The sequence below is a fragment of the Pseudaminobacter soli (ex Li et al. 2025) genome, from assembly GCF_029892515.1.
GTDB classification, from domain to species: Bacteria; Pseudomonadota; Alphaproteobacteria; order Rhizobiales; family Rhizobiaceae; genus Pseudaminobacter; species Pseudaminobacter soli_A.
On record NZ_JARXVF010000001.1, the window covers coordinates 1364020 to 1389525 of the forward strand.

Here is a 25506-nt window from a genome sequence, read left to right on the forward strand (position 1 = left end):
CTGCTCTCAGGGAATATCCTCCGGCCTGCGGCCCGGCCGGCTCCTATAAGTTGGAAACGACCACCCGAATTTCAGTGCACCACCCCTGACCAGGAACGCGGCCGCAAATGCCAGCGGCGCAGAAACCGACACGGGAGCCCCAAGAAGATCGGCGAAGGTGAAAACGCTGGCACCGATCAGCGCCGCCGAGACATAGACCTCCGGGCGTAGCAGCACCGAAGGCTCGCCGGCCAGCAGGTCGCGCAAAATGCCGCCGAATGTGGCGGTGAGCATGCCCATGACGATGGCGACCGTGGGCGAACCCGACGCATCCAGCCCCTTCGCCGCGCCCATGGCCGCATAAGCCGACAGGCCGACGGCATCCAGCCAGAGCAGGAGCTTGTAGCGCGATTCCACCAGATGGGCGGTGAAGAAGACCAGCACCGCAATGCAGGCGCAGACCAGCACATAGGCCGGATTGCCGACCCAGAACACGGGCTTGCCCAGGATCAGGTCGCGGAATGTGCCACCGCCGATCCCAGTAATGCTGCCCAGGAACAGGAAGCCGATGATGTCGAGCTGCTTGCGCGAGGCCGCCAGCGCGCCGGTGGCCGCAAATACGGCCACGCCGGCATAATCGAGAAGCTGGAGTATTGTCATCGCGTCCGCCCGACCTTCTGGGCGGCACCTATTGATGCGACGCCGCCTTTACAGCGCCGCGCGCCCAATCGGCCGCGCAAAGGACGCTGTAACACTTTCGGATCTGCGCATAATCCTGTCCAAAAATCGATTCCGATTTTTGGGGTTATGCGCTGACGGCGAAGATGCGCGATCCCGGAGCCTCACGCAATGTCCGGGATCGATCTCGAAGAATGGAGGAGCCTGTCAGGCGTCCTTCTCGGCCTGCTCGTTGATCGGACCCGGTTCGGCCGGCGCATCGGCCGCATTCTGCTTGGGCCCACCCTTGGACACGCCCACCATGGCCGGGCGCAGCACGCGCTCGCCGATCGAGTAGCCCGGCTGCACCACCTGCACGACCGTGTTGGCCGGCACATTGGGGTTGGGAACCTCGAACATCGCCTGATGGAAATGCGGGTCGAACTTCTGCCCTTCCGGCTCGAGCTTCTTCACGCCATGACGCTCGAGCGCCGAAAGCATCGAACGCTCGGTCATCTCGACGCCCTCGAGGAGAGAAGAGAGGCCGGAATCGCCGGAAGAGCGCGCGTCGGCCGGCACCGCATCGATGGCGCGGCGCAGATTGTCGGAAACGCCCAGCATGTCGCGGGCGAAGTTCGCCACCGAGTAGGCCCGCGCATCCTGCACGTCGCGAGCGGTGCGACGGCGCAGGTTTTCCATGTCCGCGGCAACGCGCAGGGCACGCTCCTTGAGCTCTTCGTTTTCCTTCATCAAACGCACAAGCGCTTCATAGTCGCTTTCGTTGCCGGCCTTGGCTTCGGCTGCAGCTTCCATGGCCTCGTTCTCCTCGGGCGCGCGTTCGTGTTTTTCCTGATCGCTCATCGCTTATCCCGTCATTGTCTGAAGATTGGAAAAGTTGGGCCCGATATCGAGGTTCGGCCGCCAAAAATCAAGGGGTCGGCAAGCTTAGGTGACCCGGGCCAGGTGCCAGACATCCTATCCGGAGGATGCTTGAGGCATCATAAACCCGTACGCAGAACGGTGCGACGAGATTCCATTGCCGGATGGTTTCATCGCTATCTGAAAGCGAAAGACTTGTGGATGGCGAGTATTTCCTGCCCACAGCCGCTCATGGCCGAGGTAGATTTCCCCATATGATATCGATCAGATTATTAGATTCTGATCTTGGTTCATCGCCCATCCGATTGATTCCTTTTTAGTTGAATCTTTACTATAGCATTCACGAATAGTTGCACAGGCGGAGTGCAGAAGGAACCATTTGGGACAGTAGGAGTTTTCAGGCCAATTGAAAGGTTTGGGGCAATGGCCCGAGGCAGTGAAAACATACCCAATACTCTGGCGACCGAGATCATGCGCCAGTTTGGCAGCGAAACGCTGACGCGTTTTGTGCGTGCGCTTCCCGCCTTCAAGCCTGATCCGGAATTGCCGCGCAGTCTTCTCGACCTTCTGGGAAGACTGGATGAAGAGGAAGGTTCGCAAGGCCACCCGCGCAGACGCCGATAGCGCCTGCAATTACGGTCGGGCCGAGACCTTTCATTCAGCAGCGACTCGACGCCAGGAGTATTTTGCGCCCTTCTCCGCCGGCTTGGCCGCCGGCTGGTAGTGCAGCGGCAAGCCGCCGGCACGGCCAGCTTCGAGCCGAGCCAGAAGAGTCGGATGCGACACTTCGAACTGATCGAAGCCGACGCGCAGCATGTGCGGAAGCTGGTCGACCAGCACCTGACCCGTTGCGCGCACCGCACCGGCAAAACTATGCCGGCGGCGTAGCAGTTCCGCCTTGGAGAAGCTGCGGCCATCGTTGAAGGCCGGGAAGGCCAACGCCACCAGCGACAGCTGATCCAGCAGCCCTTCGATCTTCTCGAGCTGCTCGCCCGGCTGCAGCAACACGCCAAGCCGTTCCTTGGCCCCTTCCCTCACCTGCGGATCGAGATCGAGAAAGGCCTGCAGCGGCAGGATGAAGCGGCCGTTGCCCGCCAGCGCCTCCGCGCTTTCGGCATGCGTCCAGTCGTCCTCGCGAAATCCTTCGGGCGTCCAGAGGCGCGGCTGCGCTTTGGTTTCAGACATCAGTTTTTCCTAGATCGAAGAATTGTTCAGCGACCGGTCGAGGCCGGACAGATGGATGCCGCACTCGGTCTTTGCCTGCCCGGCCCAGCGGCCACTGCGAGCATCCTCGCCCGGCCTGACCGGCTGCGTGCAGGGAAAGCAACCGATGGACAGATAGCCATAGGCGACCAGCGGGTTCTCGCGAAGGCCGTTGGCGCGCATATAGTCCCCCAACTCGACGGCGCTCCACCGCGCCAGCGGATTGATGCGGATGCGCGGGCCGACAGCCTCGAAGGCCGGCAGCGCAGCGCGTGTCGCAGCCTGGAAGCGCTTGCGCCCGGTGAACCAGGCACGGAACGGCTCAACGCCGCGCGCCATCGGCTCGACCTTGCGGATGGCACAGCAGGCGTCGGTGTCCGACAGATGCAGCTTGCCATCCGGGTCGTCGCGGTCCAACGCGGCCTGCTCGGGCGTGACGATGCGCAGATCGGTCAGGCCGAAGTCGGCGATCAGCGTATCGCGATAGTCCAGCGTCTCGCCAAAGTGCTTGCCGGTGTCGAGGAAGACGATGGGCACCGAGCGATCGACCGTCGCGATCATGTGCAAGAGCACCGCCGAATCCGCCCCGAAGGACGAAACCGCGGCGATCTCACCCACGAAATGCCGCCTCACCGCCTGCTCGATGATCTCGAGCGGCGACTTTTCGGCGTAGAGGCCGTCGAGTTCGGCTGCTTCGGCCTCGGCGTCAAGCGGCCTTTGCTTCGCTGCCATAGAGCGCCTCCTTGAAGGGAGCGGCGCCGAGACGGCGATAGGTGTCGATGAATTTCTCCGAACGGTCCAGCCGCACCTTGAGATAGGTTTCGACCACGGTTTCGATCGCGTCGGTGATCTCCTCCGGTCCGAAGCCGCGACCGACGATCTCGCCGATGGAGGTGTTTTCGTCGGCCGAGCCGCCCAGCGTCACCTGATAGAGCTCCGTGCCCTTCTTCTCGACGCCGAGAATGCCAATGTGGCCGACATGGTGATGGCCACAGGCGTTGATGCAGCCGGAGATCTTGAGCTTCAGCTCGCCGATGTCGCGCTGGCGCTCCAGCGAGGCGAAGCGGCGCGAAATCTCCTGCGCGACGGGAATGGAGCGGGCATTGGCCAGCGCGCAATAGTCGAGGCCCGGGCAGGCGATGATGTCGGTGATCAGGCCCGAATTGGCGGTTGCCAGATCGATCTCCACCAGCGCGTCGTAGACGGCTTTCAGATCGGCGCGTGCGACATGCGGCAGGATCAGGTTCTGCTCGTGGCTCACGCGCAGCTCATCGAAGCCGTATTTCTCGGCAATGTCGGCGACCGCTTCCATCTGGCTGTCGCTGGCGTCACCGGGCGCTTCGCCAATACCCTTCAGCGAGATCGTGACGGCGGCATAGTCGGGGTGCTTGTGGGTGGTGACGTTCTGCGCCAGCCATTCGGAGAAGCCGCGGCTGTCGAGCCGTGCCTGCTTGACCGCCTCGTCGCCTTCGGGACGCGCGACGAACACGGGCGGCGCGAAATAGGCAGTGATCGCCTGCACATCCGCCTCCGGCAGCTTCAGCTCGCTGTCCTTCAGTTCCTGCCACTCGGCCTCGACCTGACGCGTGACTTCCTCGACGCCGGTCTCGTGCACCAGGATCTTGATGCGCGCCTTGTACTTGTTGTCGCGGCGGCCGTGCAGATTGTACACGCGCAGAATCGCCGTGACATAGGACAGAAGGTCGGCCTCGGGGAGGAAATCGCGGATCTTCTTGGCCACGATCGGCGTGCGGCCCTGCCCGCCGCCAATATAGACGGCAAAGCCGAGCTCGCCCTTCCCGTTCTTCTTGAGATGCAGGCCGATGTCATGAGTCTGGATGGCGGCGCGGTCGCGCTCGGCACCCGTCACCGCGATCTTGAACTTGCGCGGCAGGTAGGAAAACTCCGGATGCACCGTCGACCACTGGCGCAGGATTTCGGCATAGGGCCGCGGGTCGGCGACTTCGTCGGCGGCAGCGCCGGCGAAATGGTCGGCAGTCACGTTGCGAATGCAGTTGCCCGAGGTCTGGATCGCATGCATCTCGACGCTGGCGAGATCAGCCAGGATCGCGGGGATGTCGGACAGCGCCGGCCAGTTGTACTGGATGTTCTGGCGCGTCGTGAAATGCCCGTAGCCCTTGTCGTATTTGCGGGCGATGTGGGCCAGCATGCGCAGCTGCCGCGAGTTCAGCGTACCGTAGGGGATCGCCACGCGCAGCATGTAGGCGTGCAGCTGCAGATAGACGCCGTTCATCAGCCGCAGCGGCCGGAACTGCTCTTCGGTGATCTCGCCAGCGAGGCGCCGCTCGACCTGGTCGGCGAACTCGCCGACGCGGGCCTTCACGAAAACATGGTCGAACTCGTCGTAACGGTACATCGTCTTTGTCTTTCAGAGCCGGAATGGGTAACTACGCCGCCCGCGAAACTTCCGGGCGGGCCTGCTTGCCGAGATCCGTGCGATTGGTGGGGCCGGCGGCGCGGATCTGTTCGCGCAGCCGCAGCGGGCGGATTTCGCCGTCGACCAGCTGAATGTCGATCAGGTTCACGTCGACCACCTGGTTGTTATCCAGCGCAGCCTTGCCGACTGCCTCCAGGCGCTCTTCGGCGGCCTTGTCGGCAGCGATCTCCGAGCCCTCGATGGACTCGATCCAGCGGTGGTCGGTCGAAAACCACACGGCTTCGCCATCGGTCAGGCGATTGGCGGTCAAAATCTTCATGCCACGCGTTCCTCGAACTTCTTGTTTCCAGTGGTGCCGCGGCGCCGGGCCAGCGGCTCGGAGCCTGCGAAATTGGCGCCGGCAACGGCGTCGCCGATGATGGTCATGACCGGGCCGGTCAGATCGATACGCTCTTCCAGAGAGGGCAGGTCGGCCAGCGTTCCGTGGAACTTGCGGCGGCCGGCAAGGCTGGCGTTTTCGACCACGGCAACGGCCGTGTCGGCGGCAAGCCCCGCCTCGATCAGGCGCGTTGCGACATCAGCGGCCACCGAGCGGCCCATATAGACCGCAACGGTCGCGCCCGAGATCGCGAGCTTGGCCCAGTCCGGCAGCGACTTGCCCTTGAGGTCATGACCGGTCGTGAAGACCATCGACGAGGTCACGCCGCGCAAGGTCAGCGGCAGTTCGAAATCGGCCGCGGCGGCGAAGGCGGCGGTGACGCCCGGAACGACCTCGTAGGAAATCCCGGCATCGCGCAGCGCCTGCTTCTCTTCCCCTGCCCGGCCATATACCAGCGGATCGCCGGACTTCAGCCGCACCACGCGCTTGTCCTCGCGCGCCAGCCTGACCAGCAGTTCGTTGATCTCGGCCTGGGATTTCGAATGGCAGCCCTTACGCTTGCCGACCGGCAGGCGCTCGGCATCGCGCCGGCCCATGGCAACCACCGCCTCGGGCACCAGGGCGTCATAGACGATGACATCCGCCTCCATCAGGTGCCGATGGGCGCGCAGCGTCAGAAGGTCCTCCGCGCCGGGACCGGCACCGACCAGCACGACGTGGCCGGCACCGGCGCCGGTGTCGCCGAGAAGATCGGCCGCCGCGCGGCGAGCGGCTTCAGCCTCGCCACGCTCCATGGCGCGCGCCGGCGCACCCGCAAAAAACTCCCGCCAGAAGCGCCGACGCGCATTGCCTTTCGGCAACAGCGCCTCGGCGACTTCCCGGAAGGAACTGGCAAGTGCGGCAAGTGAGCCGAGCGATGGCGACAGCATGCGGTCGATCTTGGCCCGCACCATTTGGGCGAGCACCGGACCTGCGCCCTCTGTGCCGATCGCTATGGCGAGCGGCGCGCGATTTACGAGCGCTGGCGTGAAGAAATCGCAGAGTTCAGGCCGGTCGACGGCATTGACGGGGATGCCCAGCCGCCGCGCGTCTTCGGAGATGGCACGATCCTGCTCAGCGTTGCCGGTGGCGGCGAAGACCAGAGCCGCACCCTCCAACTGCGATGCCTCGTAAGCGGCGGCGATATGAGTGGCGGCGCCGTCCGCGATCCAGGCCGCGAATTCCGGCGCGATCTCACTTGCGACGACGACGAGCCTGGCGCTCGACTGGGCAAGCAGCCGCGCCTTGGCGAAAGCCTCGTCGCCGCCGCCAACGATGACCACGGCTTCGCCCTCTACCCGCATGAAGACGGGGAAGGCGTTGAGCTTGGCGGGCGACTGCGTCATGGCAAGGAGGTTTCCACATTGCCCGGAATTTGTACCGCCCGCCCTTCGGAACCAGAAGAAACCCACTCGCGCCGCCAAACAGCGGACGCAATCGCTTTTCCTTCCGCATCAAAGCAAAGAGAAAAATAATTCTGGCGCCATCCGCAGCGCGGCTGGCCAGGCTGAGCGGCTCCTTCCCGGCAGGCTTTTCCGGCGCGGTGAAAGACCGCCCTTAGCCCCAAATTCGGGGCCGAAGAAGAAGGCTCGCCCAAAAGAGGAAAAAACTTCCATTTTCAATTTCTACTGAATTTATAGAATTAAAGCCGTTTGCCCGTCGTGGCGTCCGCGCAGACGGAACATCACGGATAGAGCCGCGTTTGATCTCGGGGACAGCAAATGGGCGCTGCCGCATCGTTTGGCAGCGAAGGAGGAGATATGAGCGTCAGGCTGAAACACAACATCTGGGTGCTGGTAGCGGATGGTGAGAAGGCGCTGTATCTGAGGAACCGAGGGGACGCGGAATATCCCGACCTGGAAGTGGTGGGCGGTATGCAGGACCTCAACCCACCGACCCGCGAACAAGGCAGCGATCGGCCCGGCCGCATGGACACCCCGAGCACGCCGCGCAGTTCCATCGAAGTCACCGACTGGCACCGCATCGAAAAAGAGCGGTTTGCCGACGAAATCGCCGCACAGCTCTATGCCATGGCTCACCGCAACGAGTTCGAGCACATCGTGCTCGTCGCGCCGCCGACCGTCATCGGCGAACTGCGCAAGAAGCTGCACAAGGAAGTGGATGCGCGCGTGGTGGCCGAGGTGCAAAAAACGCTGACGAACCACACCGTAGGCGAGATCGAGAAGATCCTGAAGGAAGGCTGATTGAGCCTTCCGCCACTTCCCGGCGAATGCGGAAATTTTCCAGAAAAGTTGAATTTCAGATCAAATCCATAGGCTTGCGGGGTTGCACAACCGCAAGCCCGTAACCCATATTGCAAATGGAGCGGCCCTCCGCCGCCCATCCCCAACACCCGACGCAACAACTTTATGGGAAGGCGACACACGAACAATGCCGCATGATACGCCCCTTATCGCAACAATCGTCGCCGGTCTGGGGCTGGCATTCGTTTTCGGTGCTCTGGCCAACCGGTTTCGCATACCGCCTCTCGTGGGCTACCTGCTCGCGGGCGTTCTGGTAGGCCCCAACACGCCCGGCTTCGTTGCCGACCAGCACCTTGCGCCCGAACTCGCCGAACTCGGCGTGATCCTGCTCATGTTCGGCGTGGGCCTGCATTTCTCGGCCAAGGATCTCTTTTCCGTGCGCGCCATCGCGCTGCCCGGCGCCATCGTGCAGATCGCCTTTGCCACTGCCCTTGGCGCCGGCCTTGCCTGGATGATGGGCTGGTCCTTGGGCGCCGGCCTGGTGTTCGGCCTTGCCCTTTCGGTCGCCAGTACCGTTGTCCTGCTACGCGCGCTGCAGGAGCGGCGCATGATCGAGACGGAGAAGGGGCGCATCGCTGTCGGCTGGCTGATCGTCGAGGATCTTGCCATGGTGCTGGCGCTGGTGCTTCTGCCCGCGCTTTCGGGCGTGCTCGGCGGCGAGCAGCAGGTGGCAGCGCCCGTGGGCGGCCCGCTTGCGCTGCAATTCGATCTCGGCATTTGGGGCGTCGTCGGCTTCACGCTCGCCAAGGTGGCGGTCTTCGTGCTGCTGATGATCGTGGTCGGCCGCCGCGTCATCCCGTGGATCCTGCACTATGTGGCGCATACCGGCTCGCGCGAGCTGTTCCGGCTGGCCGTGCTGGCAATTGCGCTCGGCGTCGCCTTCGGCGCGGCCAAGCTTTTCGGCGTGTCGCTGGCGCTGGGCGCCTTCTTCGCCGGCATGATCATGAGCGAGTCCGAGCTCAGCCATCAGGCGGCGGAAGAATCCCTGCCGCTGCGCGATGCCTTCTCGGTGCTGTTCTTCGTGTCGGTCGGCATGCTGTTCGATGCCAGCAGCCTGATCGAGAACACCTGGCCGATCCTGGCGACGCTGTTCATCATCATCATCGGCAAGTCAGTGGCGGCCTTCATGATCGTTATGGCCTTCGGCTATCCGATTGCCACGGCGCTGGTGATTTCAGCAAGCCTGGCGCAGATCGGCGAATTCTCCTTCATTCTCGCCGAGCTCGGTGTGGGGCTCGACCTCTTGCCCGAGCAGGGGCGCGACCTGATCCTGGCCGGCGCGATCTTGTCGATCCTGCTCAATCCGGTGGTCTTTGCCATCTTGGGGCGCCTCTCGCCACGCCTCGAAAAGCGCTTCGGCAAGGCCACCCCTGCCCCGGAAGTGAAGAAGCCGGTCGGACCCGCCACCGAGGCGGGCGCGGTCGCCACCGAAGCACCCGTGGCGGTCGAGGCGAGCGAAGAGGATGGGCCGGTGCCCACCAAGCTCACGGACCACACGATCCTGATCGGCTATGGCCGAGTCGGCAGCCTGGTGGGCAAATCGCTCAAGGAAACGGGCCTGCCCTTCCTGGTGATCGAGGATGCCGACAAGACGCTGGCGCGCTTGAATGCCGACGGGATCGAGACCGTGGCCGGCAACGCCGCCAACAGCGACATCTTCGCCTTGGCCAATCCCGCGGGCGCGAAGCGCCTCATCCTAGCCATCCCGAATGCCTTCGAGGCAGGCCAGATCATCCAGCGGGCCAAGGCAGCCAACCCGTCGATCAAGATTATTGCGCGCGCGCATTCGGACGCTGAGGTCGAGCACCTCAAAAACCTTGGCGCCGACATGGTAATCATGGGCGAGCGTGAAATCGCGCGCGGCATCGTCGAGCAGGTGCTCGAGACCGATGTCGATGCTTCACCTGCTGCCAGGCAGGAGGCGAAGCCGGACGAAGAGCCCCAGCAGATCGCGGCAAAGTAAAGAGCCTATTGCCGACCGGCGGTCAGACGTGCTGGCCGCCGTTGATGTGGATTTCGGACCCGGTCACATAGGACGCCTGACCCGAGCACAGGAAGTAGATGATGTCGGCAACTTCCGACGTCGCCCCAAGGCGGCGGAGCGGGATGGTCTCGACGATCTTGTCGGTGCCGGGCGACAGGATGGCGGTGTCGATCTCGCCCGGCGCGATCGCATTGACGCGGATGCCGTGCGGGCCGAAGTCATGCGCCATCTCGCGGGTCAGCGAGCCGAGTGCGGCCTTGGACGTCGCATAGGACGTGCCGGCGAAGGGATGGACGCGCGTACCGGCAATCGAGGTGACGTTCACGATCGAACCCTGCGCGGCGACAAGCTCCTTGAACAGGCCGCGCGCCAGCATGATCGGCGCAAAGAAATTCACCTGGAACACGTCGCGCCAGACATGCATCGGCGTGTCGAGCGAGTTCATGCGGCTGCCGTCCTTGAGCTTGGGCGAAATGCCCGCATTATTGACCAGCGCATGCAGCTTGCCGCCCTGATCCAGTAGCCGGTGGCGGATTTCGGCGACGGCGCGGCCGACATCCTCCGGATCGGCGAGATCCACCTTGATGTGATCCTCAGGCCCCGCCGGCCACGGACAATTCTCGGCAAAATCCTGGCGTGAGCAGGTGATGACGCGCCAGCCCTCGCGCGAAAAGCGCTTGACGGTGGCGTGCCCGATACCACGGCTGGCGCCGGTCAGGACGATGGTCTTTCGAGTGTCGGCTTCGGTCATGATGCGATCTCCCGCCAGCTATGTAGACGATGGAACGCCCACTGGCGAGAGGCGGTTGGCCGCAGCCACCTTGTTGTCTTAGCCGCATTTGTGCAACGCCGAGCGGTCCGCTCGGCCGCAAAATGCTCCAGGTCCTAGCCGCATTTGTGCGACGCCGAGCGGGTCCCGCTCGGCTGCAAAATGCTCAGTTCCCGAAGATCACGTCGAGAATGGAGCCCTGACGCTTCACGACCGGGCCGCCGACATCGGCCTGCGGAACCGGCCGCCCGACGGAACCGGTCGGCACCGGTTGCGGCATCGGCACGAAGCCGCCCTCCTCCTGGTCGGCTGCGTCGATTGCGGTCGTAACGTCGACCGGCTGCTGGTTCTGGCCCACCGGCGGCATGGCCTGAGGCTGGTCGCCGGCAATCGGCACCGAAGGCATTGCACCCGGATCGGTAAGCTCTTCAGGCGGCGCGGGCTTCCAGTTGCCGGGCAGCGGCGCCACCGGCACGCCCTGATGCGCGGCCACCATGAACTCATGCCAGGCCTGGGCAGGCAGTGCGCCGCCGGTGACCTTCTTCATCGGCTTGCCGTCGTCATTGCCGAACCAGACGCCGGTGGTCAGGTTGGAGGTGTAGCCGACGAACCAGGCGTCACGCGAGTTCTGGCTGGTGCCGGTCTTGCCAGCGGACGGCCAGTTGAACGCCGCCTTCTTGGCGGTTCCGACCTCGACCGTGCCGGTCATCATCGCATTCATCATGCCGACGATCTCGGGCCGTATGACGCGCGGCGCATTGGTGTTGGTGTGCTCGTAGAGGATCTCGCCCGAGGCGCTCGTCACGCGCTGGATGAAATGGATTTCCGGGCGATAGCCGCCATTGGCGAAGGGCACATAGGAGGCTGTCAGTTCGAGTGGCGTCACCTCCGACGTGCCCAGCGCGATCGAGGTGTTGGCCTGCAGCGGCGACTCTATACCCATGCGGTGCGCCGCCTCGACAACCGCTTCGGGGCCCACCTCCATGGTGAGCTGCGCGGCGACCGAGTTCAGCGACTTGGCAAGTGCGGTGGCAAGCGTGACCTGGCCAAAATATTTGCCGTTGTAGTTCTCCGGCGCCCACTTGCCGATCTTGATCGGCGCGTCGTTGCGCACGCTGTCCGGCGTGCGGCCATGCTCGAGCGCCGCCATGTAGACGAAGGGCTTGAATGCCGAGCCCGGCTGGCGACGTGCTTCGGCAGCGCGGTCGAACTGGCTGTTGGCATAGTCATAGCCGCCCACCATGGCACGCACGGCGCCCGAATTGTCGATCGACACCAGCGCGCCCTGGCTGACGCTCAGCTTCTGGCCGTTCTCGTCGATCAGGCGGCGGATCGATTTTTCCGCGAGATCCTGCAGGGTCAGATCGATGGTAGTATCGATGACGACGTCGGAGCGCACCTCGCCGATCAGCCCCGGCAGCTCTTCCATGATGCGGTCGGCGACATAGTGCTCCGAGCCGGTCCAGTAGGACGCGGCGCGCGTCGCGGGCGCGCTCATGGCGCTCGCCAGCTCCTTGTCCGTGATCATGTTTTCGTCGCGCATGGCGGCGAGCACAAGCTGCGAGCGCGCCTCTGCGGCCTTGGGATCACGGGCCGGCGATAGCTTGGAAGGCGCCTTCAGCAGCCCGGCCAGCAATGCCGCTTCCGACAGGCTGACATCGCGCGCCGACTTGCCGAAATAGCGCCGCGAAGCTGCCTCCACGCCATAGGCGCCTGAGCCGAAATAGACCCGGTTCAGGTACATTTCGAGGATCTGGTCCTTGGTGTGCTTCTGCTCCAGCCAAAGCGCCAGCAAGACTTCCTGCACCTTGCGCTCAAGCGTGCGGTCGGGCTTGAGGAACAGGTTCTTGGCCAGCTGCTGGGTGAGCGTCGAGCCGCCCTGCGAGACGCGGCCGCGGGTCAGGTTCCCGACCAGTGCGCGGGCGAGGCCGAGCGGGTCGACGCCGAAATGCGAGTAGAAGCGCCGGTCCTCGATGGCGATGACGGCCTGCGGGATGTATGGCGACATCTCGTGCAGGCCGACGGCCTCGCCGCCGGTCATGCCCCGGTTGGCGAGTAGCTTTCCGTCGACGTCGACGATCTTCACATTCGGCGGCCGGTCCGGAATGGCCCATGAGGTGGCGGACGGCATCTTGGCGCCGTAATAGATCGCGACGCCTGCGGCGGCGATGCCGCCCCAGATCGCCAGCACAAAGGCCCAGTAGACAAGGCGCATCAAGCCGCCAAAAAGACCGCGACGTTTCTTGACCTTGCCGCGGCGCGCCCTCGGCTCAGGCCTTTCGAACGCTTCTTCCCTATCTTCCCTGTCCGCCCTCTCGGCCCGGGCCGGCCTGCGGCGCGGCGCAGGCTCCCGGCCGCGTCGCGAAGTGGGGATCACACGATCGTCCTCGCTGACCGACAGGCCGGACTCGTCCTCTTCTTCGGCGGGATCGCCGAAGGTCGGTTCGATACGTGTGTCTTTCCGTGCCATGCCGCTCGCTGCCCGCCCCATTACCTGTGGGGTCGAGTGGACAGTAATTGAGGCGATTTAAGGAGGGTTTAAGACAATTTTCGAAAAAGTCATGGAAGAACAGTCATCTAGCGAGCGCATACGCGACGGCGCCGCGGCGAAAAAAGCCCGCCGAAGCGGGCTAGGTTTGGAACGCTCTCAGGAGGGACGGGACGTTTCGGCAGTTCCCTCACACTCACTGCCAAATAGCTCCCGCGGATGGGCCAATCCTGACAGGAACCCCGGCAATCTCAAGTCAGGTAAAACCCGCCGAGCGCCGGATCGTCAGATCAGCCGCTTGGGGCGTTTGACGCAGGGTTTCAGGGGAGCGCCGCGAAGGGTCAGATCCGCAAATCCAGACCATCAGGAAGCCGCGCAGCTGACCGAGAATGCCCGTCCAGGCGTTCGTGTTCAGCGTCGCGGCCCCCTGCCATGCGTATCAACGATAATCAGAATATTGCCTCCAAACTCCATGCATATTTCTCGCCGGAGGCATCAATATGGATAGAAGTAAACCGAGAGGTCCTAGAAATAATCCAATTATAACCCAGTTAACCGTATTATAACCGTTGCTTGAGGAAATAACCAGCGTAACTCCAGTGGATATTATCCAGAGTGCAAGGAAAACCATACTCACCTCCAAGCCCCCGTATAATCATATTCACTCAATCACACATTACAGGCAAGTTTTCCCCCACGGACAAATCTCAAAATGGTGAACGACAAAACGTCGTCACGCGTCAGTTTCAATAACTACGCATTCTTCGATTTTGTTCCAAAATTTCTCGACGCCGCGGCCACAATCCGTGGCCGCAGTCGACAGTCCGGGAACTGCGAGATTATTTGCGGGTGCAGACCCGTCTCAGCTGTGGGCGAAGATATCGTCCTCGTCCCAACCCATCAGGTCGAGTTTCGACCGCGACGGCAGGAAGCGGAAGCAGGCTTCAGCAACTTCGAGACGGCTTTCGCGCTTCAGCCTGCCCACCAGCACATCGCGCAAGCGGTGCAGATAGAGCACGTCCGACGCGGCATATTCGAGCTGCTCGGGGCTCAGCGTTTCGGCGGCCCAATCGGACGACTGCTGCACCTTCGAGATGCTGACGCCGAGAAGCTCGGAGCAGATGTCCTTCAGGCCATGCCGATCGGTGTAGGTGCGCGTCAGACGCGAGGCGATCTTGGTGCAGAACACCGGCTCGGGCATGACGCCGAAGGCATTGTAGAGCACGGCGAGATCGAAGCGGCCGAAGTGGAACAGCTTGGTGATGTTCTTGTCGCCAAGCAGGGTGGCGAGGTTCGGCGCGGTCTTCTGGCCCTGTGCGATCTGGATGACGTCTGCCGTGCCGTCGCCGGGCGAGATCTGCACCACGCAGAGGCGGTCGCGATGTGGATTGAGGCCGAGCGTCTCGGTGTCGATGGCGACTGAATCGACATTGTAGTGCGAAAGGTCCGGCAGGTCGTTCTTGTGGAAGCGAATGGTCATATTGGGTCTTTCCAGATTCAGCGGGTCAGGGCGTCGAGGATGCGCGCCCAGGAGCGCTGGCCGCCACGGAACGAGGAGAGGTCATACTTCTCGTTCGGCGAATGGATGCGGTCGTCGACCAGCGCAAAGCCCACCAGCAGCGACTCCATGCCGAGGAAGGTCTGGAAGTCGCCGACGATCGGGATCGAGCCGCCCATGGCGATCGTGACCGCCGGCTTGTTCCATTCGTCGGTCAGCGCCTGCTGCGCCTGAATGAGGAAGGGCGAGTCATAGGAGAGCTGGATGGCCGGCGAGCCGCCATGCTCGTGGAACTCCACCGAGCAGTCGGCCGGAATGCGCGCCTGCACGAATTCGCGGAAGGCCGCGCGGACCTTGTCCGGGTCCTGCTTGTGCACCAGCCTGAACGAGACCTTCGCGGAAGCCTGGGCCGCGATCACGGTCTTGAAGCCGTCGCCCGTATAGCCGCCGGTGATGCCGTTGAACTCGGCCGTCGGCCGCGCCCAGGTCAGCTCCAGCACCGAGCGGCCCTTTTCGCCCGACGGGATGGAAAGGCCGACCTCGCCGAGGAAGCTTTCGGTGGTCTCGCCCAGCGTTTCCCACGACTTCAGCACCTGCGTAGGCGTCTCTTCGACGCCGTCATAGAAGCCGGGGATGGTCACCCGGCCGGTGTCGTCATGCATGTCGGCCAGCACCTTGGCCAGGATGCGGATCGGATTGGCGGCCGCGCCGCCGAATTCGCCCGAATGCAGGTCGCGATTGGCGGCATGGACCACGATCTCCTCGCCCACGAGGCCACGCAGACCCACGCAGATTGCCGGCGTTGTCTTGTCCCACATGCCGGTGTCGCAGACCATGGCGAAGTCGGCCTTCAGCTCCGCGGCATTCGCCTCGAGGAACGGTTTCAGCGACGGCGAGCCGGATTCCTCCTCGCCCTCGAACAGGATGCTGACCTTGCAGGGCAGCTTGCCATGCACCGCCTTGTAGGCGCGGCAAGCTTCGACGAAGAGCATCAGCTGGCCCTTGTCGTCGGAGGAACCGCGGCCGGTGATGACCTTGCGGCCCGGGCTCAGCTCCTTCAGCTTGGGGTCGAACGGATCGTCTTCCCAGAGATTGAGCGGATCGACCGGCTGCACGTCATAGTGACCGTAGAACAGCACATGCGGCGCATCGGGCGACGGGCCTTCGTGATGGGCGACCACCATGGGATGACCGGCCGTATCGCGCACGCTCGCCTCGAAGCCGATCGACTTCAGATCCGCCACCAGCCACTCTGCCGCCTTGCGGCAGTCGGCGGCGAAAGCCGGGTCCGTCGAGATGGAGCGGATGCGGAGGAGTTCGTAGAGGCGCTCGAGGCTCTGGTTAAGATTGGCGTCGAGATGATCGAGAACGGGTGCGATGGCGAGCATTTTTCCTGGCCTTTCGATTCTTTGGCGCCAAACTAGAACTCTCGGGCAAAAACGGAAAGCCCGCCTTCGTTGAGCCAGTCGACAACAATTTTCCTGAGGCCAAAAAAATGCCGCCGTGGTGGAGGGGAACCACGGCGGCGCTTTAAAAAAGGGTGCGGCAGCCCGGAGAGGGGGGATTAGGCTGCCGCAACGTCCGGTCCAGGCGGGGGACGGGCCTTATTCCGGACTCGGCTAAGATTGCCGATGCGAGGTATTTGGAGCGGTGAACGTGGCAATTCAAGGGCACGCACATTACAAGTTTGTAACATAGACGTGATCCGCAAAAACTGTCAGGGACCGGCAAGACGCAGGCCCATTTCCGCGCTTTGCAATGGACAGTTTCAGCCCTCCAAGGTAGGGCTAACCCCATGAAAAAAGGTGATCACCTCTTCCTCATCGACGGCTCCGGCTACATCTTTCGCGCCTATCACGCGCTCCCCCCGCTCACCCGAAAATCGGATAGTCTTCCGGTGGGTGCGGTGTCGGGTTTCTGCAACATGCTGTGGAAGCTGATGAAGGATGCGCGCAATACCGATGTCGGTATCGTGCCTACGCACTTTGCGGTGATCTTCGACCATTCTTCGCGAAATTTCCGCCACGAACTCTATGCGGAATACAAGGCCAACCGTTCGGCGCCGCCGGAGGACCTGATCCCGCAATTCGGGCTGATCCGCCAGGCGACCCGGGCCTTCGACGTGCCCTGCATCGAGATGGAAGGCTTTGAGGCCGACGACCTGATCGCCACCTATGCGCGGATGGCCCGCGAGGCCGGCAGCGACACGACCATCATCTCGTCCGACAAGGACCTGATGCAACTCGTCGGGCCGTCGGTGTCGATGTACGACCCGATGAAGGATCGCCAGATCGGCATTCCGGAAGTGGTCGAGAAATGGGGCGTGCCGCCCGAGAAGATGATCGACCTGCAGGCGCTGACCGGCGACTCCGTCGACAACGTGCCCGGCGTGCCCGGCATCGGCCCCAAGACGGCAGCGCAGCTTCTGGAACAGTTCGGCGACCTCGATACGCTGCTGGCGCGTGCCGGCGAGATCAAGCAGGACAAGCGCCGCCAGTCGATCATCGACAATACCGAGAAAGCCCGCATTTCACGCGAACTGGTGAAGCTGCGGTCGGACGTGCCCGTGACCGAAGGCCTTGACGATTTCCAGCTGCAGCCGCCGAACGGGCCGAAGCTGATCTCCTTCCTCAAGGCGATGGAATTTTCCTCGCTCACCCGCCGCGTGGCCGAAACCACCGGCACCGAAGCGGCGGAAATCGAGCCGGCGACCATCGTCGTCCAGCGGCTGGGAGAGGCCCACGGCCCCGACCTTGATGTTGGCGCCGCCCCTGCTCAGGCGCCAGCACCTCAAGCCGCCGCTGCCGCGACGATCGGAGCGACGCCGCCCTCCGCGGAAGCCGTTTCGAGCCGCAGCGGAGACGGGCTCACGCCATCCACCCTCGCCGACGCGCGTGCCCATGCCGCCGTCGCCGAAAAGATCGACACCGATGCCTATGTCTGCATCCGCGACCTCAGGACCCTGGCCGACTGGGTAGCCGAGGCGACCGAGGCGGGCGTTGTCGCCTTCGACACGGAAACGACCTCGCTTGACCCGATGCTGGCCGAACTATGCGGCTTTTCGCTCGCCACCCGGCCGGGCCGGGCCGCCTATGTGCCGCTGCTCCACAAGAGCGGGCGCGGCGACCTGCTTGGCGGCGGCCTTGTCGAAAACCAGATTGCCGTCCGCGATGCGCTGGCCCTCATCAAGCCGCTACTTGAGGATCCTTCGGTCCTCAAGATCGCGCAGAACATGAAATACGACCTTGTCGTGATGAACCGGTACGGCATCGACATCGTCTCCTACGACGACACGATGCTGATCTCCTATGTGCTGGACGGCGGCTCAAATGGCGGCCACGGCATGGACGCGCTGTCCGAGCGCTGGCTCGGCCACAAGACGATCGCCTTCAAGGACATCGCCGGCAACGGCAAGGCTGCGACCACCTTCGATTTCGTCGATATCGACAAGGCGACCCGTTACGCCGGCGAGGATGCGGACGTGACGCTCCGCCTGTGGCGCGTGCTGAAACCGCGCCTGGCATCGAAGGGCCTGATGTCGGTCTACGAACGACTGGAGCGGCCGCTGGTGCCGGTGCTTTCGCAGATGGAGCAGCGCGGCATTTCCGTCGACCGGCAGATCCTGAGCCGCCTTTCGGGGGAGCTCGCGCAAGGTGCTGCCGCACTCGAGGACGAGATCTACCGGCTCGCCGGAGAGCGTTTCACCATCGGCTCGCCCAAGCAGCTGGGCGACATATTGTTCGGCAGGATGGGCCTGCCCGGTGGCTCCAAGACCAAGACCGGCCAGTGGTCGACCTCGGCCCAGGTGCTCGAAGACCTGGCCGCGACGGGCCACGAATTGCCGCGCAAGATCGTCGACTGGCGCCAGCTCACCAAGCTCAAGTCGACCTATACGGACGCCCTGCCCGGCTACATCCATCCCGAGACCAAGCGCGTCCACACCAATTACGCGATGGCCGCCACGTCGACGGGCCGCCTGTCGTCGTCCGAGCCGAACCTGCAGAACATCCCGATCCGCACGGCGGAAGGCCGCAGGATCCGCACCGCCTTCATCGCCGACAAGGGCCACAAGTTGGTGTCGGCCGACTACAGCCAGATCGAGCTGCGCGTGCTGGCCCATGTCGCCGATATTCCGCAGCTCAGGCAGGCCTTTGCCGACGGCATCGACATCCACGCCATGACGGCGTCGGAGATGTTCGGCGTACCGGTCGAGGGCATGCCCTCCGACGTGCGCCGGCGCGCCAAGGCGATCAATTTCGGCATCATCTACGGCATCTCGGCCTTTGGCCTCGCCAACCAGCTCTCCATCGCGCGCGAGGAAGCCGGCGACTACATCCGGCGCTATTTCGAGCGCTTCCCCGGCATTCGCGACTACATGGATGGCACCAAGGCCTTCGCCCGCGAAAACGGCTTTGTCGAAACGATCTTCGGGCGCCGCGCGCACTATCCGGAAATCCGCTCGTCCAACCCGCAGGTGCGCTCCTTCAACGAGCGCGCGGCCATCAACGCGCCTATCCAGGGCTCGGCCGCCGACATCATCCGCCGCGCCATGGTGCGGATGGAAAAGGCGCTGCCGGAGGCAGGGCTCAACGCCCGCATGCTTTTGCAGGTGCACGACGAACTGATCTTCGAAGTGCCCGACGCAGAGGTCGAGGCGACCCTGCCGGTGGTGCGCTCGGTGATGGAGGGTGCGGCCATGCCCGCCGTCTCGCTGAAGGTGCCGCTGCAGGTCGAAGCCCGCGCCGCCGACAATTGGGACGAGGCGCATTGATGCAGGCGCGGGAGCGATGATCGACTTTATCGCCGGCGATCTGCTGACTTCGGGCGAGCAGTACATCGCTCAAGGCGTCGCCGAGGGGAACCAGGAGGGCCTTGGCACCGGTCTGGCTCTGAAGATTTCGAAGAAATGGCCGGAGGTGCAGGCAGCGTTCAAGAAGCACGCCCGGTCAGGCAACTTCGACGGCGGTGACATTTGGTCGATTGAGCCGGCGAATGGACGTCCTGGGTTCGCCTATTTGGCCACCCAGCCCGACATGTACCATGCGACGCTGCCTTATCTTCGCAAGGCCCTTCGCAAGCTTGCAAAATGGGCCGAGAAAAACGGTATCGAATCCGTTGCGCTGCCGAAAATCGGAGCAGGCCTGGGCAAACTCTCCTGGGAAGAAGAGATCAAGCCACTCTTCGTCGAGCACCTGGCGTCCGGTTCGACACGCTTTGTCGTCTACGAGATTTTTCGCAACGAGTTCGAGCAGGCTGAACGCAGGTAGCGACGCTACCCGGCCGTCAATGGCCGGGTGAATCGTCGTCCTCGCCCTCGCCTTCAAAGCGCAGGTCGTGGACGCGCCGCCAGTCCGCCACCTGGCGCATGAATTCGACGTCGTGCAGATGCTCGGCCAGCCTCGCTTGCTGGCGCAAGGCAAGGCGCACCACGCTGCGCTCGAAGCGGCCATCCGGCACGACGAAGCTTTCCGGCTTTTCGCTGTGCCTCAATGCGGCAAGAACCGCGGCCTTCAGGCGCACGAATTCCGGCTGGCCGTAGGCGGCAAGCAGATCCTGGAACTGTCGGTAGAGAGCCGGATCGAAGCCGGTGTCCTCGCCCATCGGGCCGACCACCGGATTGCCGGGATGCAGCGAGGCGAGCGGCATCAGCCCTGCCGGGATCGGCGTATTGGCCGAGTGCGTGCGCCTGGTCTTCAGAAGCTTCGGCAGGACATGGGTGTGCGGCCCGGCCGGCGAAACGCCGCCCGTGTCGGGCCCACCGATCTTCTGGAACACCTCGATGCGGCCGATATTGGTGAGCGCCACGCGGTGCGGGTGCGCGGCCAATATCGCATGCATCGTGTCGTTGCCAGGCTCGAATAGCGAACGGCCGAGATTGGCGCGCAGCACCGCAAGCAGCTTGGGGTCGCTGGTGCGGATGCAGAAATCGCATTGCGGAAGCGACAGGCCCATGTCGAACAGGATGCCGGTGCGGTCGATGCCGCGCACTGCATCGTCGTCGGGGCCGAGTTCAGTCAGCGCCAGGCGTTCGGCGCGGCGCGCCAGCGCTTCGGGCATGCACAGCGCCACCGCCTGGCTCCAGCGATCCGGGCGCGGACTGAGCGCCTCGTAGGCGACCGGCACGATCTGGTCGACCCGCTTGTGGTCGATATGGACCGCCCCGCGCCGGGTCGCCCGCGACAGCGTGTAGCCGTCGTTGATCACCGGCTTTTCGTTACGATCCTGATGGAATTCGGCAATCGCGCCGAAGGTGCCCATGCTCCAGCCCGACTGCCAGAGGCGCAGATGGTCGCGAATGAGATCCTGCAAGGTGATCATGGTTTTCCTCGTACCAGCAGTTCGGGCGCGGCCATGTCGAGCGGCACCACCAGCATGCCGCCTTCGGCTTCGGCGAGATGCGCCTCGACGCCATAGACAGAGCGCAGGCGCTCCCGCGTCAGCACTTCGCGGGGCGGACCATCGGCAACGATGGTGCCCCTGTCGAGCAGGATCAGCCGGGTGCACCAGCGCGCCGCGAGGCTGAGGTCGTGCAGGGAGGCGACCACGCCGCGCCCCTCGCGGGCAAGCTCGGCAAACAACCGCATCAAGGTGATCTGGTGCGACGGATCGAGGCCGGCGGTCGGCTCGTCGGCCAGTAGCAGCGGTGCGTCCTGCGCTAGCGCCCGTGCGATCAGCACCCTCGCCTTTTCGCCGCCCGAAAGCTCGGTCGCAGGCCGGCGGCGGAATTCTTCCAGTTCCATGCGCCCCATCGCTTCCTCGATCCGCGCACGGTCGGCGGCATCGAGGCCGGCAAAGGCGGGCCGGTGCGGCGCACGGCCCAGCGACACGACCATCTCCACCGAAACCGGCCAGCCGATCTCGCGCTCCTGCGGCAGATAGGCGATGCGGCGGGCCCGCTCGCGCGCCGTCATCGCAGCGGCATCCTGCCCCGCGATGGCAACCTCGCCACGCGCGCCGACAAGGCCGAGTGCGGCGCGCAGCAGCGTGGATTTTCCGGCGCCATTAGGCCCAATGAGGCCGACGAACTCGCCCTCGCCAACGCTGAAGGAAACACCGTTCAGCACCGGCTTGCCGCCGAGCGAGGCATGCAGCCCCTTTACCGAAAGCAGGGTCACAGCAGGTTCCTCCGCGTGCGGTAGACGAGCCAAAGGAAGAAGGGGGCGCCGACGATTGCGGTGAGCACGCCGAGCTTCAGGTCCTTGCCCGGTGCGATGACGCGCACGAGAATATCGGCCGCCAGAAGCACGGAGGCGCCGCCGAGCGCACTTGCCGGCAACAGCCGCGAAGGGCGCGCGCCGACGAACGGCCGCAGCAGATGCGGCACGACCAGGCCGACGAAGCCAATGGCGCCGGCCACGGCGGTCGCCGCGCCAACCGAGGCGGCAGTGCCGAGCACGGCCAGAAGCTGAACGCGGCGCAGGTCGACGCCCATGCTGGCGGCGGCATCGCGGCCGAGCGTCAGCGTGTCGAGCGAGCGCCCCACGTTCGCCAGCATCGCCCAGCCGACGACCATGAAGGGCGCGGCAAGCCACACATGGGTCATGGAGCGATCGGTCAGCGAGCCCAGCATCCAGAACATGATTTCGAGCGCTGCGAAGGGATTGGGCGACAGGTTGAGCGCCAGCGAAGTCATGGCCGCGGCAAGGCTCGACAGCGCGACGCCTGCCAGGATGATGGTGAGCGCGCCGCCGCGCATGCCGGCCATGGCCTGAACCACGATGACGGCTACCACCGCGCCGGCAAGTGCTGCCAGCGGCAGGCCGAGCGGGAAGACGAGGGAAAAGCCGGTATAGATAGCCAGCACCGCGCCCAGCGAAGCAGTGGCGCTGATGCCGAGCAGCGCTGGCTCCGCCAGCGGATTGCGCAGATAGCCTTGCAACACGGCGCCGGAAAGCCCCAGCGTTGCACCGATCATCAGCCCGAGGATGGCGCGCGGCAGGCGGATCTCCTGCATAATCAGCGCCAGCGGCCCGGCCTCCTTGCGGTCGAACAGCGCGGCAATGCTGTCGCCGAAGCCGATTGCGGCCGGCCCCACCGTCAGCGACAGCACGAAGAGGATCATCGCCCCCGCTGCGAGCAGTATCAACAGCAGCCGGTAGCGTGCGGTGTCACTCATTGGGCTTTCCCCTCCTGCGCCGCATCTCGCATGATCCGCGCGGCTTCCAGCGTGAAGGGCGCGCCGCAGATGGTGTATTTGGCCGGCACGTTCACCGCCTTGCGGCCCGCCGTCAGCGCCTTGAACGCAGGGTGGACATAGCCCTGCTCGGCCAGCGCCGGCGCGGCATATTCACCCTCGCTGGTGACGATAAGATCGGGATTGTTCAACACCAGCAATTCAAGCGGCAACTGGTTCGTGCCCTGCAGGTCGAGCTTGTCGGCGATGTTGACGAGCCCGGCGGCCTTCACCGTCTCGTCCACCAGCGTGCCCGCGCCGGAAGTGTAGTTGTTGGCATAGTAGAGCGCGACGGTCTTGCGCGATGGCGGCTGCGCGCTGAGGCCGGCAAGCTCGGCATCCATCTGCGCAATCAGCTCCGCGGCTTTCTCCTGCCGGCCCAAAATCTCGCCCATGCGCGTGATGTGCTCGCGAATGTCCGCAAAGGAGTTTACCGGCGCGAACTCTTCCACGCGAAAGCCCAGCCGGCGCAGCAGCGCCACCGTGGTGCGAGTGGTGTAGGTGCCGGCAATCACCAAATCCGGCGACATGAGGAAGACCTCTTCCGCCAGGCCGTGGTTGACGACATAGCGCCCCGCCTCCCCGGCCAGCACCGAGGCGGACGGGTCGGAGGCCAGATAGGACACCGAATAAAGCTGCCCCTCGCCCGCCAGCAGCATGGCAAGCTGGTCGGTGCAGACATTCATCGACACCACGCGATGCGGCGGCTGGGCGGCAATCGCTGGTGCCGCATCCGCCAGCGTGAAGACGACCGCTGCAGCCAAGGCCAACCGGCGCGCGAAGCTGCGTGCCCCGCTCGCCGGCCTTTGCCGTATCGCCCTTCCCTGTCGCATCGCTGTCCTTCGATAGATCGGCATGCCGCGTCGGGCTCCCATTATCGAGCGCCCGACGCCTGTTCATCCAAGCTGCGCCCCGAACCTAGAAATTCCGGGTGAAGCTAAGACCGATTGTACGCCCCGGCGCCAGATAGTCGGTAACGTTGGAATACTGTGCGTTGAAGGCATTCTCGATGGAGAACTTGACCTGTGACTGCGCGTCGAGAGCATAAAGCGCGGTGAAGTCTACCGTCACATAGTCCGGCAGTTCGACCGTATTGGCGGCATTGGCATAGCGGGCCGCGCCATAGAGCAGCTTGGCCGACAGGGCGAGTTGCTCGGTCGGGCTGTAGCCCAGCTCGGCGGTTGCCTTGAAGCGGTCGCGATAGGGAATGTAGTTGCCATTGTCCAGGTTGAGCGGCTGGCGGACATCGACGCTCACCTTGCCGCTCCATTCCTCGCTGAACTGCTGCCCCAGCACCGCTTCAAAGCCGGTGATGCGGGCACGCGCGACGTTGAAGGGGAGATAGGTCGGCGGGTTGGAGGCGATCGCGTCGGTCAGCCATGTCTGGTAGAAGGCAAGGTCGAGGCTGGTGCCAGAGGACGTCTGCCAGTTCAGGCCGACCTCATAGGAACGCGACTTTTCCGGCTTGAGGTTCGGGTTGGAATAGCCCGGATAGTAGAGCTCGTTGAAGTTCGGCGCACGGAAGCCGGTGGAATAGGACGAGCGCAGCACCAGATCGGGCCGCAGCTCGTAGCTGGCCCCGATATTGTAGGTGGTCGCGCCGCCGAACTGTTGGTTGTGATCGTAGCGGATGCCGCTGTCCACGCGCAGCGCCTCGTATTCCAGCGAGTACTGGCTGAACACCGCCGCCAGCGTGCGCGAGGTGACGTCGAAATCAACGCTGGAATCGACGCGCTCGCTATAGGCCTCGAAGCCACCGGTCAGGATGTGTGCCACGTTGCCGGTCTGAAAGCCCTTCTCGGTCGAGGCGAAGATGCCGTAACGCTGGGTATCGAACTTGCTGTTGCCCGGCACATCCTTGCGGAAGTTCGTCGAGTAATCGAGCCCCGAGCTTAGCTCGATGGTCGAGGACCAGTCTTCGGCATGCAGAATATGCGCGCCGAGCTTGCCAGCGAAGGTCGTGGTGTCGACCTCGTTTGCCGAAGGATAAGTGTTGTCGTACTGGCTGCGGCCGCGCGCAAACAGGCCGTCAGTGTAGAGCTGGCCCCATTCGAAATCCTTCGACAAGGAAAGGTTAGCCGAGCCCTGCAGAAAACCGTCATCGCCCGGCTCGTGGCCCCAGGCCTGCGGCGTGGTGAAATCATAACCGCGCGTGCCGAGGATGCTGCCGCCGACCGCATAGTTGACGCCATTGGCCCCGCGGCCCTGGGCACTGCCCGAAAGCGACCCACCCCAGGGATAGGTGACGCCTGCGGTGACGGAGGCGCAGTGGTCGCGCGCTTCCCCGCAAGGGCCGCCCTGCTTGGTGATGATGTTGACCACACCACCCATGGCGTCCGCGCCGTATTGCGCCGAATGTGCGCCCTTGGCGATCTCGATGCGCTCGATGGCGGCCAGCGGAATGTTGAAGACGGAGGTGGTGCCGGACGTGGCCGAGCTTGCCCGCACGCCGTTGATGAGCACCAGCGTCTGCGTGGCCGACATGCCGCGCAGATAGACGTTGGAAGACGCGCCCTGCCCGCCATAGGAAACGATGGAAACGCCGGTATAGCGTTTCAGCAGGGAGGGCAGGTCCGGCGCCGCAGACTGGGCGATCTCCTGCTCGTCGATGACGGTGACCGAGGATGTCGACCGCTCGAGCGCGGTTTCGCGCCGGAGCGGCGTGGTGACGATGATGCGGTCGAGCTTGATCGTCTCGTCAGATCCGCTCTCGACGTCCTGCGCGTTGGCATGCCCCGAAATCACCAGCGCGAATGCGCCAGCGCAAATTTTCCATTTCTGCACGTCTGCCCCCCA

At 64.1% G+C, this 25506-nt stretch carries 20 protein-coding genes; 4 read left to right on the forward strand and 16 right to left on the reverse strand.

Features of this window, described 5'->3' with window-relative positions; all coding sequences use genetic code 11:
• Positions 1–6 precede the first annotated feature (6 nt).
• The 7 genes from M2281_RS06540 to cysG form a co-directional block, all read right to left on the reverse strand.
• Positions 7–639 carry a trimeric intracellular cation channel family protein gene (locus M2281_RS06540; RefSeq protein WP_280820268.1) on the reverse strand — a complete coding sequence of 211 codons (633 nt, stop codon included), beginning with the start codon at positions 637–639 and terminating at the stop codon, positions 7–9.
• Positions 640–864: 225 nt separating this feature from the next.
• A complete protein-coding gene (gene grpE, locus M2281_RS06545) occupies positions 865–1497 on the reverse strand; it encodes a nucleotide exchange factor GrpE (RefSeq protein ID WP_280820269.1) in 633 nt (210 codons plus the stop codon).
• Positions 1498–2169: 672 nt separating this feature from the next.
• Entirely contained in the window at positions 2170–2700 is a 531-nt protein-coding gene (locus M2281_RS06550) for a DUF934 domain-containing protein (RefSeq protein ID WP_280820270.1), read from the reverse strand.
• A 9-nt stretch (positions 2701–2709) separates the two neighbouring features.
• On the reverse strand, positions 2710–3450 hold the full coding sequence (locus M2281_RS06555) for a phosphoadenylyl-sulfate reductase (protein WP_280820271.1): 741 nt from the start codon (positions 3448–3450) through the stop codon (positions 2710–2712).
• Positions 3425–5095, reverse strand: a complete 1671-nt coding sequence (locus M2281_RS06560) for a nitrite/sulfite reductase (RefSeq protein WP_280820272.1) — start codon at positions 5093–5095, stop codon at positions 3425–3427. Before M2281_RS06560 ends, M2281_RS06555 begins: the two co-directional genes overlap by 26 nt.
• Positions 5096–5126: 31 nt before the next feature.
• A complete protein-coding gene (locus M2281_RS06565) occupies positions 5127–5435 on the reverse strand; it encodes a DUF2849 domain-containing protein (protein ID WP_280820273.1) in 309 nt (102 codons plus the stop codon).
• The gene (gene cysG / locus M2281_RS06570; protein WP_280820274.1) at positions 5432–6880 is read right to left on the reverse strand and encodes a siroheme synthase CysG; all 1449 of its coding nucleotides are present in this window, start codon (positions 6878–6880) and stop codon (positions 5432–5434) included. The genes M2281_RS06565 and cysG overlap by 4 nt, the downstream gene beginning before the upstream one ends.
• A gap of 375 nt (positions 6881–7255) precedes the next feature.
• Here cysG and M2281_RS06575 point away from each other — a divergent pair, with 375 nt between their 5' ends.
• Positions 7256–7738 (forward strand): host attachment protein, encoded by a 483-nt coding sequence (locus M2281_RS06575; protein ID WP_425537677.1) that lies wholly within the window; start codon positions 7256–7258, stop codon positions 7736–7738.
• A 187-nt stretch (positions 7739–7925) separates the two neighbouring features.
• A complete protein-coding gene (locus M2281_RS06580) occupies positions 7926–9761 on the forward strand; it encodes a cation:proton antiporter (protein ID WP_280820275.1) in 1836 nt (611 codons plus the stop codon).
• Positions 9762–9783: 22 nt separating this feature from the next.
• Here the strand turns inward: M2281_RS06580 and M2281_RS06585 are convergent, their stop codons facing one another.
• The 4 genes from M2281_RS06585 to M2281_RS06600 all read right to left on the reverse strand — a co-directional run bounded on the left by M2281_RS06585 (position 9784) and on the right by M2281_RS06600 (position 15925).
• A complete protein-coding gene (locus M2281_RS06585) occupies positions 9784–10533 on the reverse strand; it encodes an SDR family NAD(P)-dependent oxidoreductase (RefSeq protein WP_280820276.1) in 750 nt (249 codons plus the stop codon).
• A 184-nt stretch (positions 10534–10717) separates the two neighbouring features.
• Complete coding sequence (locus M2281_RS06590; RefSeq protein ID WP_280820277.1) at positions 10718–13021, reverse strand: transglycosylase domain-containing protein; 2304 nt, start codon at positions 13019–13021, stop codon at positions 10718–10720.
• 880 nt (positions 13022–13901) lie between these two features.
• Positions 13902–14519 (reverse strand): ribonuclease D, encoded by a 618-nt coding sequence (locus tag M2281_RS06595; RefSeq protein ID WP_280820278.1) that lies wholly within the window; start codon positions 14517–14519, stop codon positions 13902–13904.
• Positions 14520–14536: 17 nt separating this feature from the next.
• On the reverse strand, positions 14537–15925 hold the full coding sequence (locus M2281_RS06600; RefSeq protein ID WP_280820279.1) for a M20/M25/M40 family metallo-hydrolase: 1389 nt from the start codon (positions 15923–15925) through the stop codon (positions 14537–14539).
• Positions 15926–16332: 407 nt separating this feature from the next.
• Between M2281_RS06600 and polA the strand changes: the two genes are divergently transcribed.
• Together polA and M2281_RS06610 are read left to right on the forward strand one after the other, a co-directional pair.
• Positions 16333–19308 (forward strand): DNA polymerase I, encoded by a 2976-nt coding sequence (gene polA, locus M2281_RS06605; RefSeq protein WP_280820280.1) that lies wholly within the window; start codon positions 16333–16335, stop codon positions 19306–19308.
• A 16-nt stretch (positions 19309–19324) separates the two neighbouring features.
• Positions 19325–19804 carry a macro domain-containing protein gene (locus tag M2281_RS06610; protein WP_280820281.1) on the forward strand — a complete coding sequence of 160 codons (480 nt, stop codon included), beginning with the start codon at positions 19325–19327 and terminating at the stop codon, positions 19802–19804.
• A gap of 16 nt (positions 19805–19820) precedes the next feature.
• On the opposite strand, the gene M2281_RS06615 is transcribed toward M2281_RS06610, so the two are convergent.
• The 5 genes from M2281_RS06615 to M2281_RS06635 all read right to left on the reverse strand — a co-directional run bounded on the left by M2281_RS06615 (position 19821) and on the right by M2281_RS06635 (position 25494).
• Positions 19821–20855 carry a DUF6925 family protein gene (locus M2281_RS06615; RefSeq protein WP_280820282.1) on the reverse strand — a complete coding sequence of 345 codons (1035 nt, stop codon included), beginning with the start codon at positions 20853–20855 and terminating at the stop codon, positions 19821–19823.
• Positions 20852–21652 carry an ABC transporter ATP-binding protein gene (locus M2281_RS06620; protein WP_280820283.1) on the reverse strand — a complete coding sequence of 267 codons (801 nt, stop codon included), beginning with the start codon at positions 21650–21652 and terminating at the stop codon, positions 20852–20854. The genes M2281_RS06615 and M2281_RS06620 overlap by 4 nt, the downstream gene beginning before the upstream one ends.
• Positions 21649–22653 carry a FecCD family ABC transporter permease gene (locus M2281_RS06625; RefSeq protein WP_280820284.1) on the reverse strand — a complete coding sequence of 335 codons (1005 nt, stop codon included), beginning with the start codon at positions 22651–22653 and terminating at the stop codon, positions 21649–21651. Before M2281_RS06625 ends, M2281_RS06620 begins: the two co-directional genes overlap by 4 nt.
• On the reverse strand, positions 22650–23543 hold the full coding sequence (locus M2281_RS06630) for an ABC transporter substrate-binding protein (protein WP_280820285.1): 894 nt from the start codon (positions 23541–23543) through the stop codon (positions 22650–22652). The genes M2281_RS06625 and M2281_RS06630 overlap by 4 nt, the downstream gene beginning before the upstream one ends.
• An 85-nt stretch (positions 23544–23628) precedes the next feature.
• Positions 23629–25494 (reverse strand): TonB-dependent receptor domain-containing protein, encoded by a 1866-nt coding sequence (locus M2281_RS06635; RefSeq protein WP_425537678.1) that lies wholly within the window; start codon positions 25492–25494, stop codon positions 23629–23631.
• Between the last annotated feature and the right edge of the window lie 12 nt (positions 25495–25506).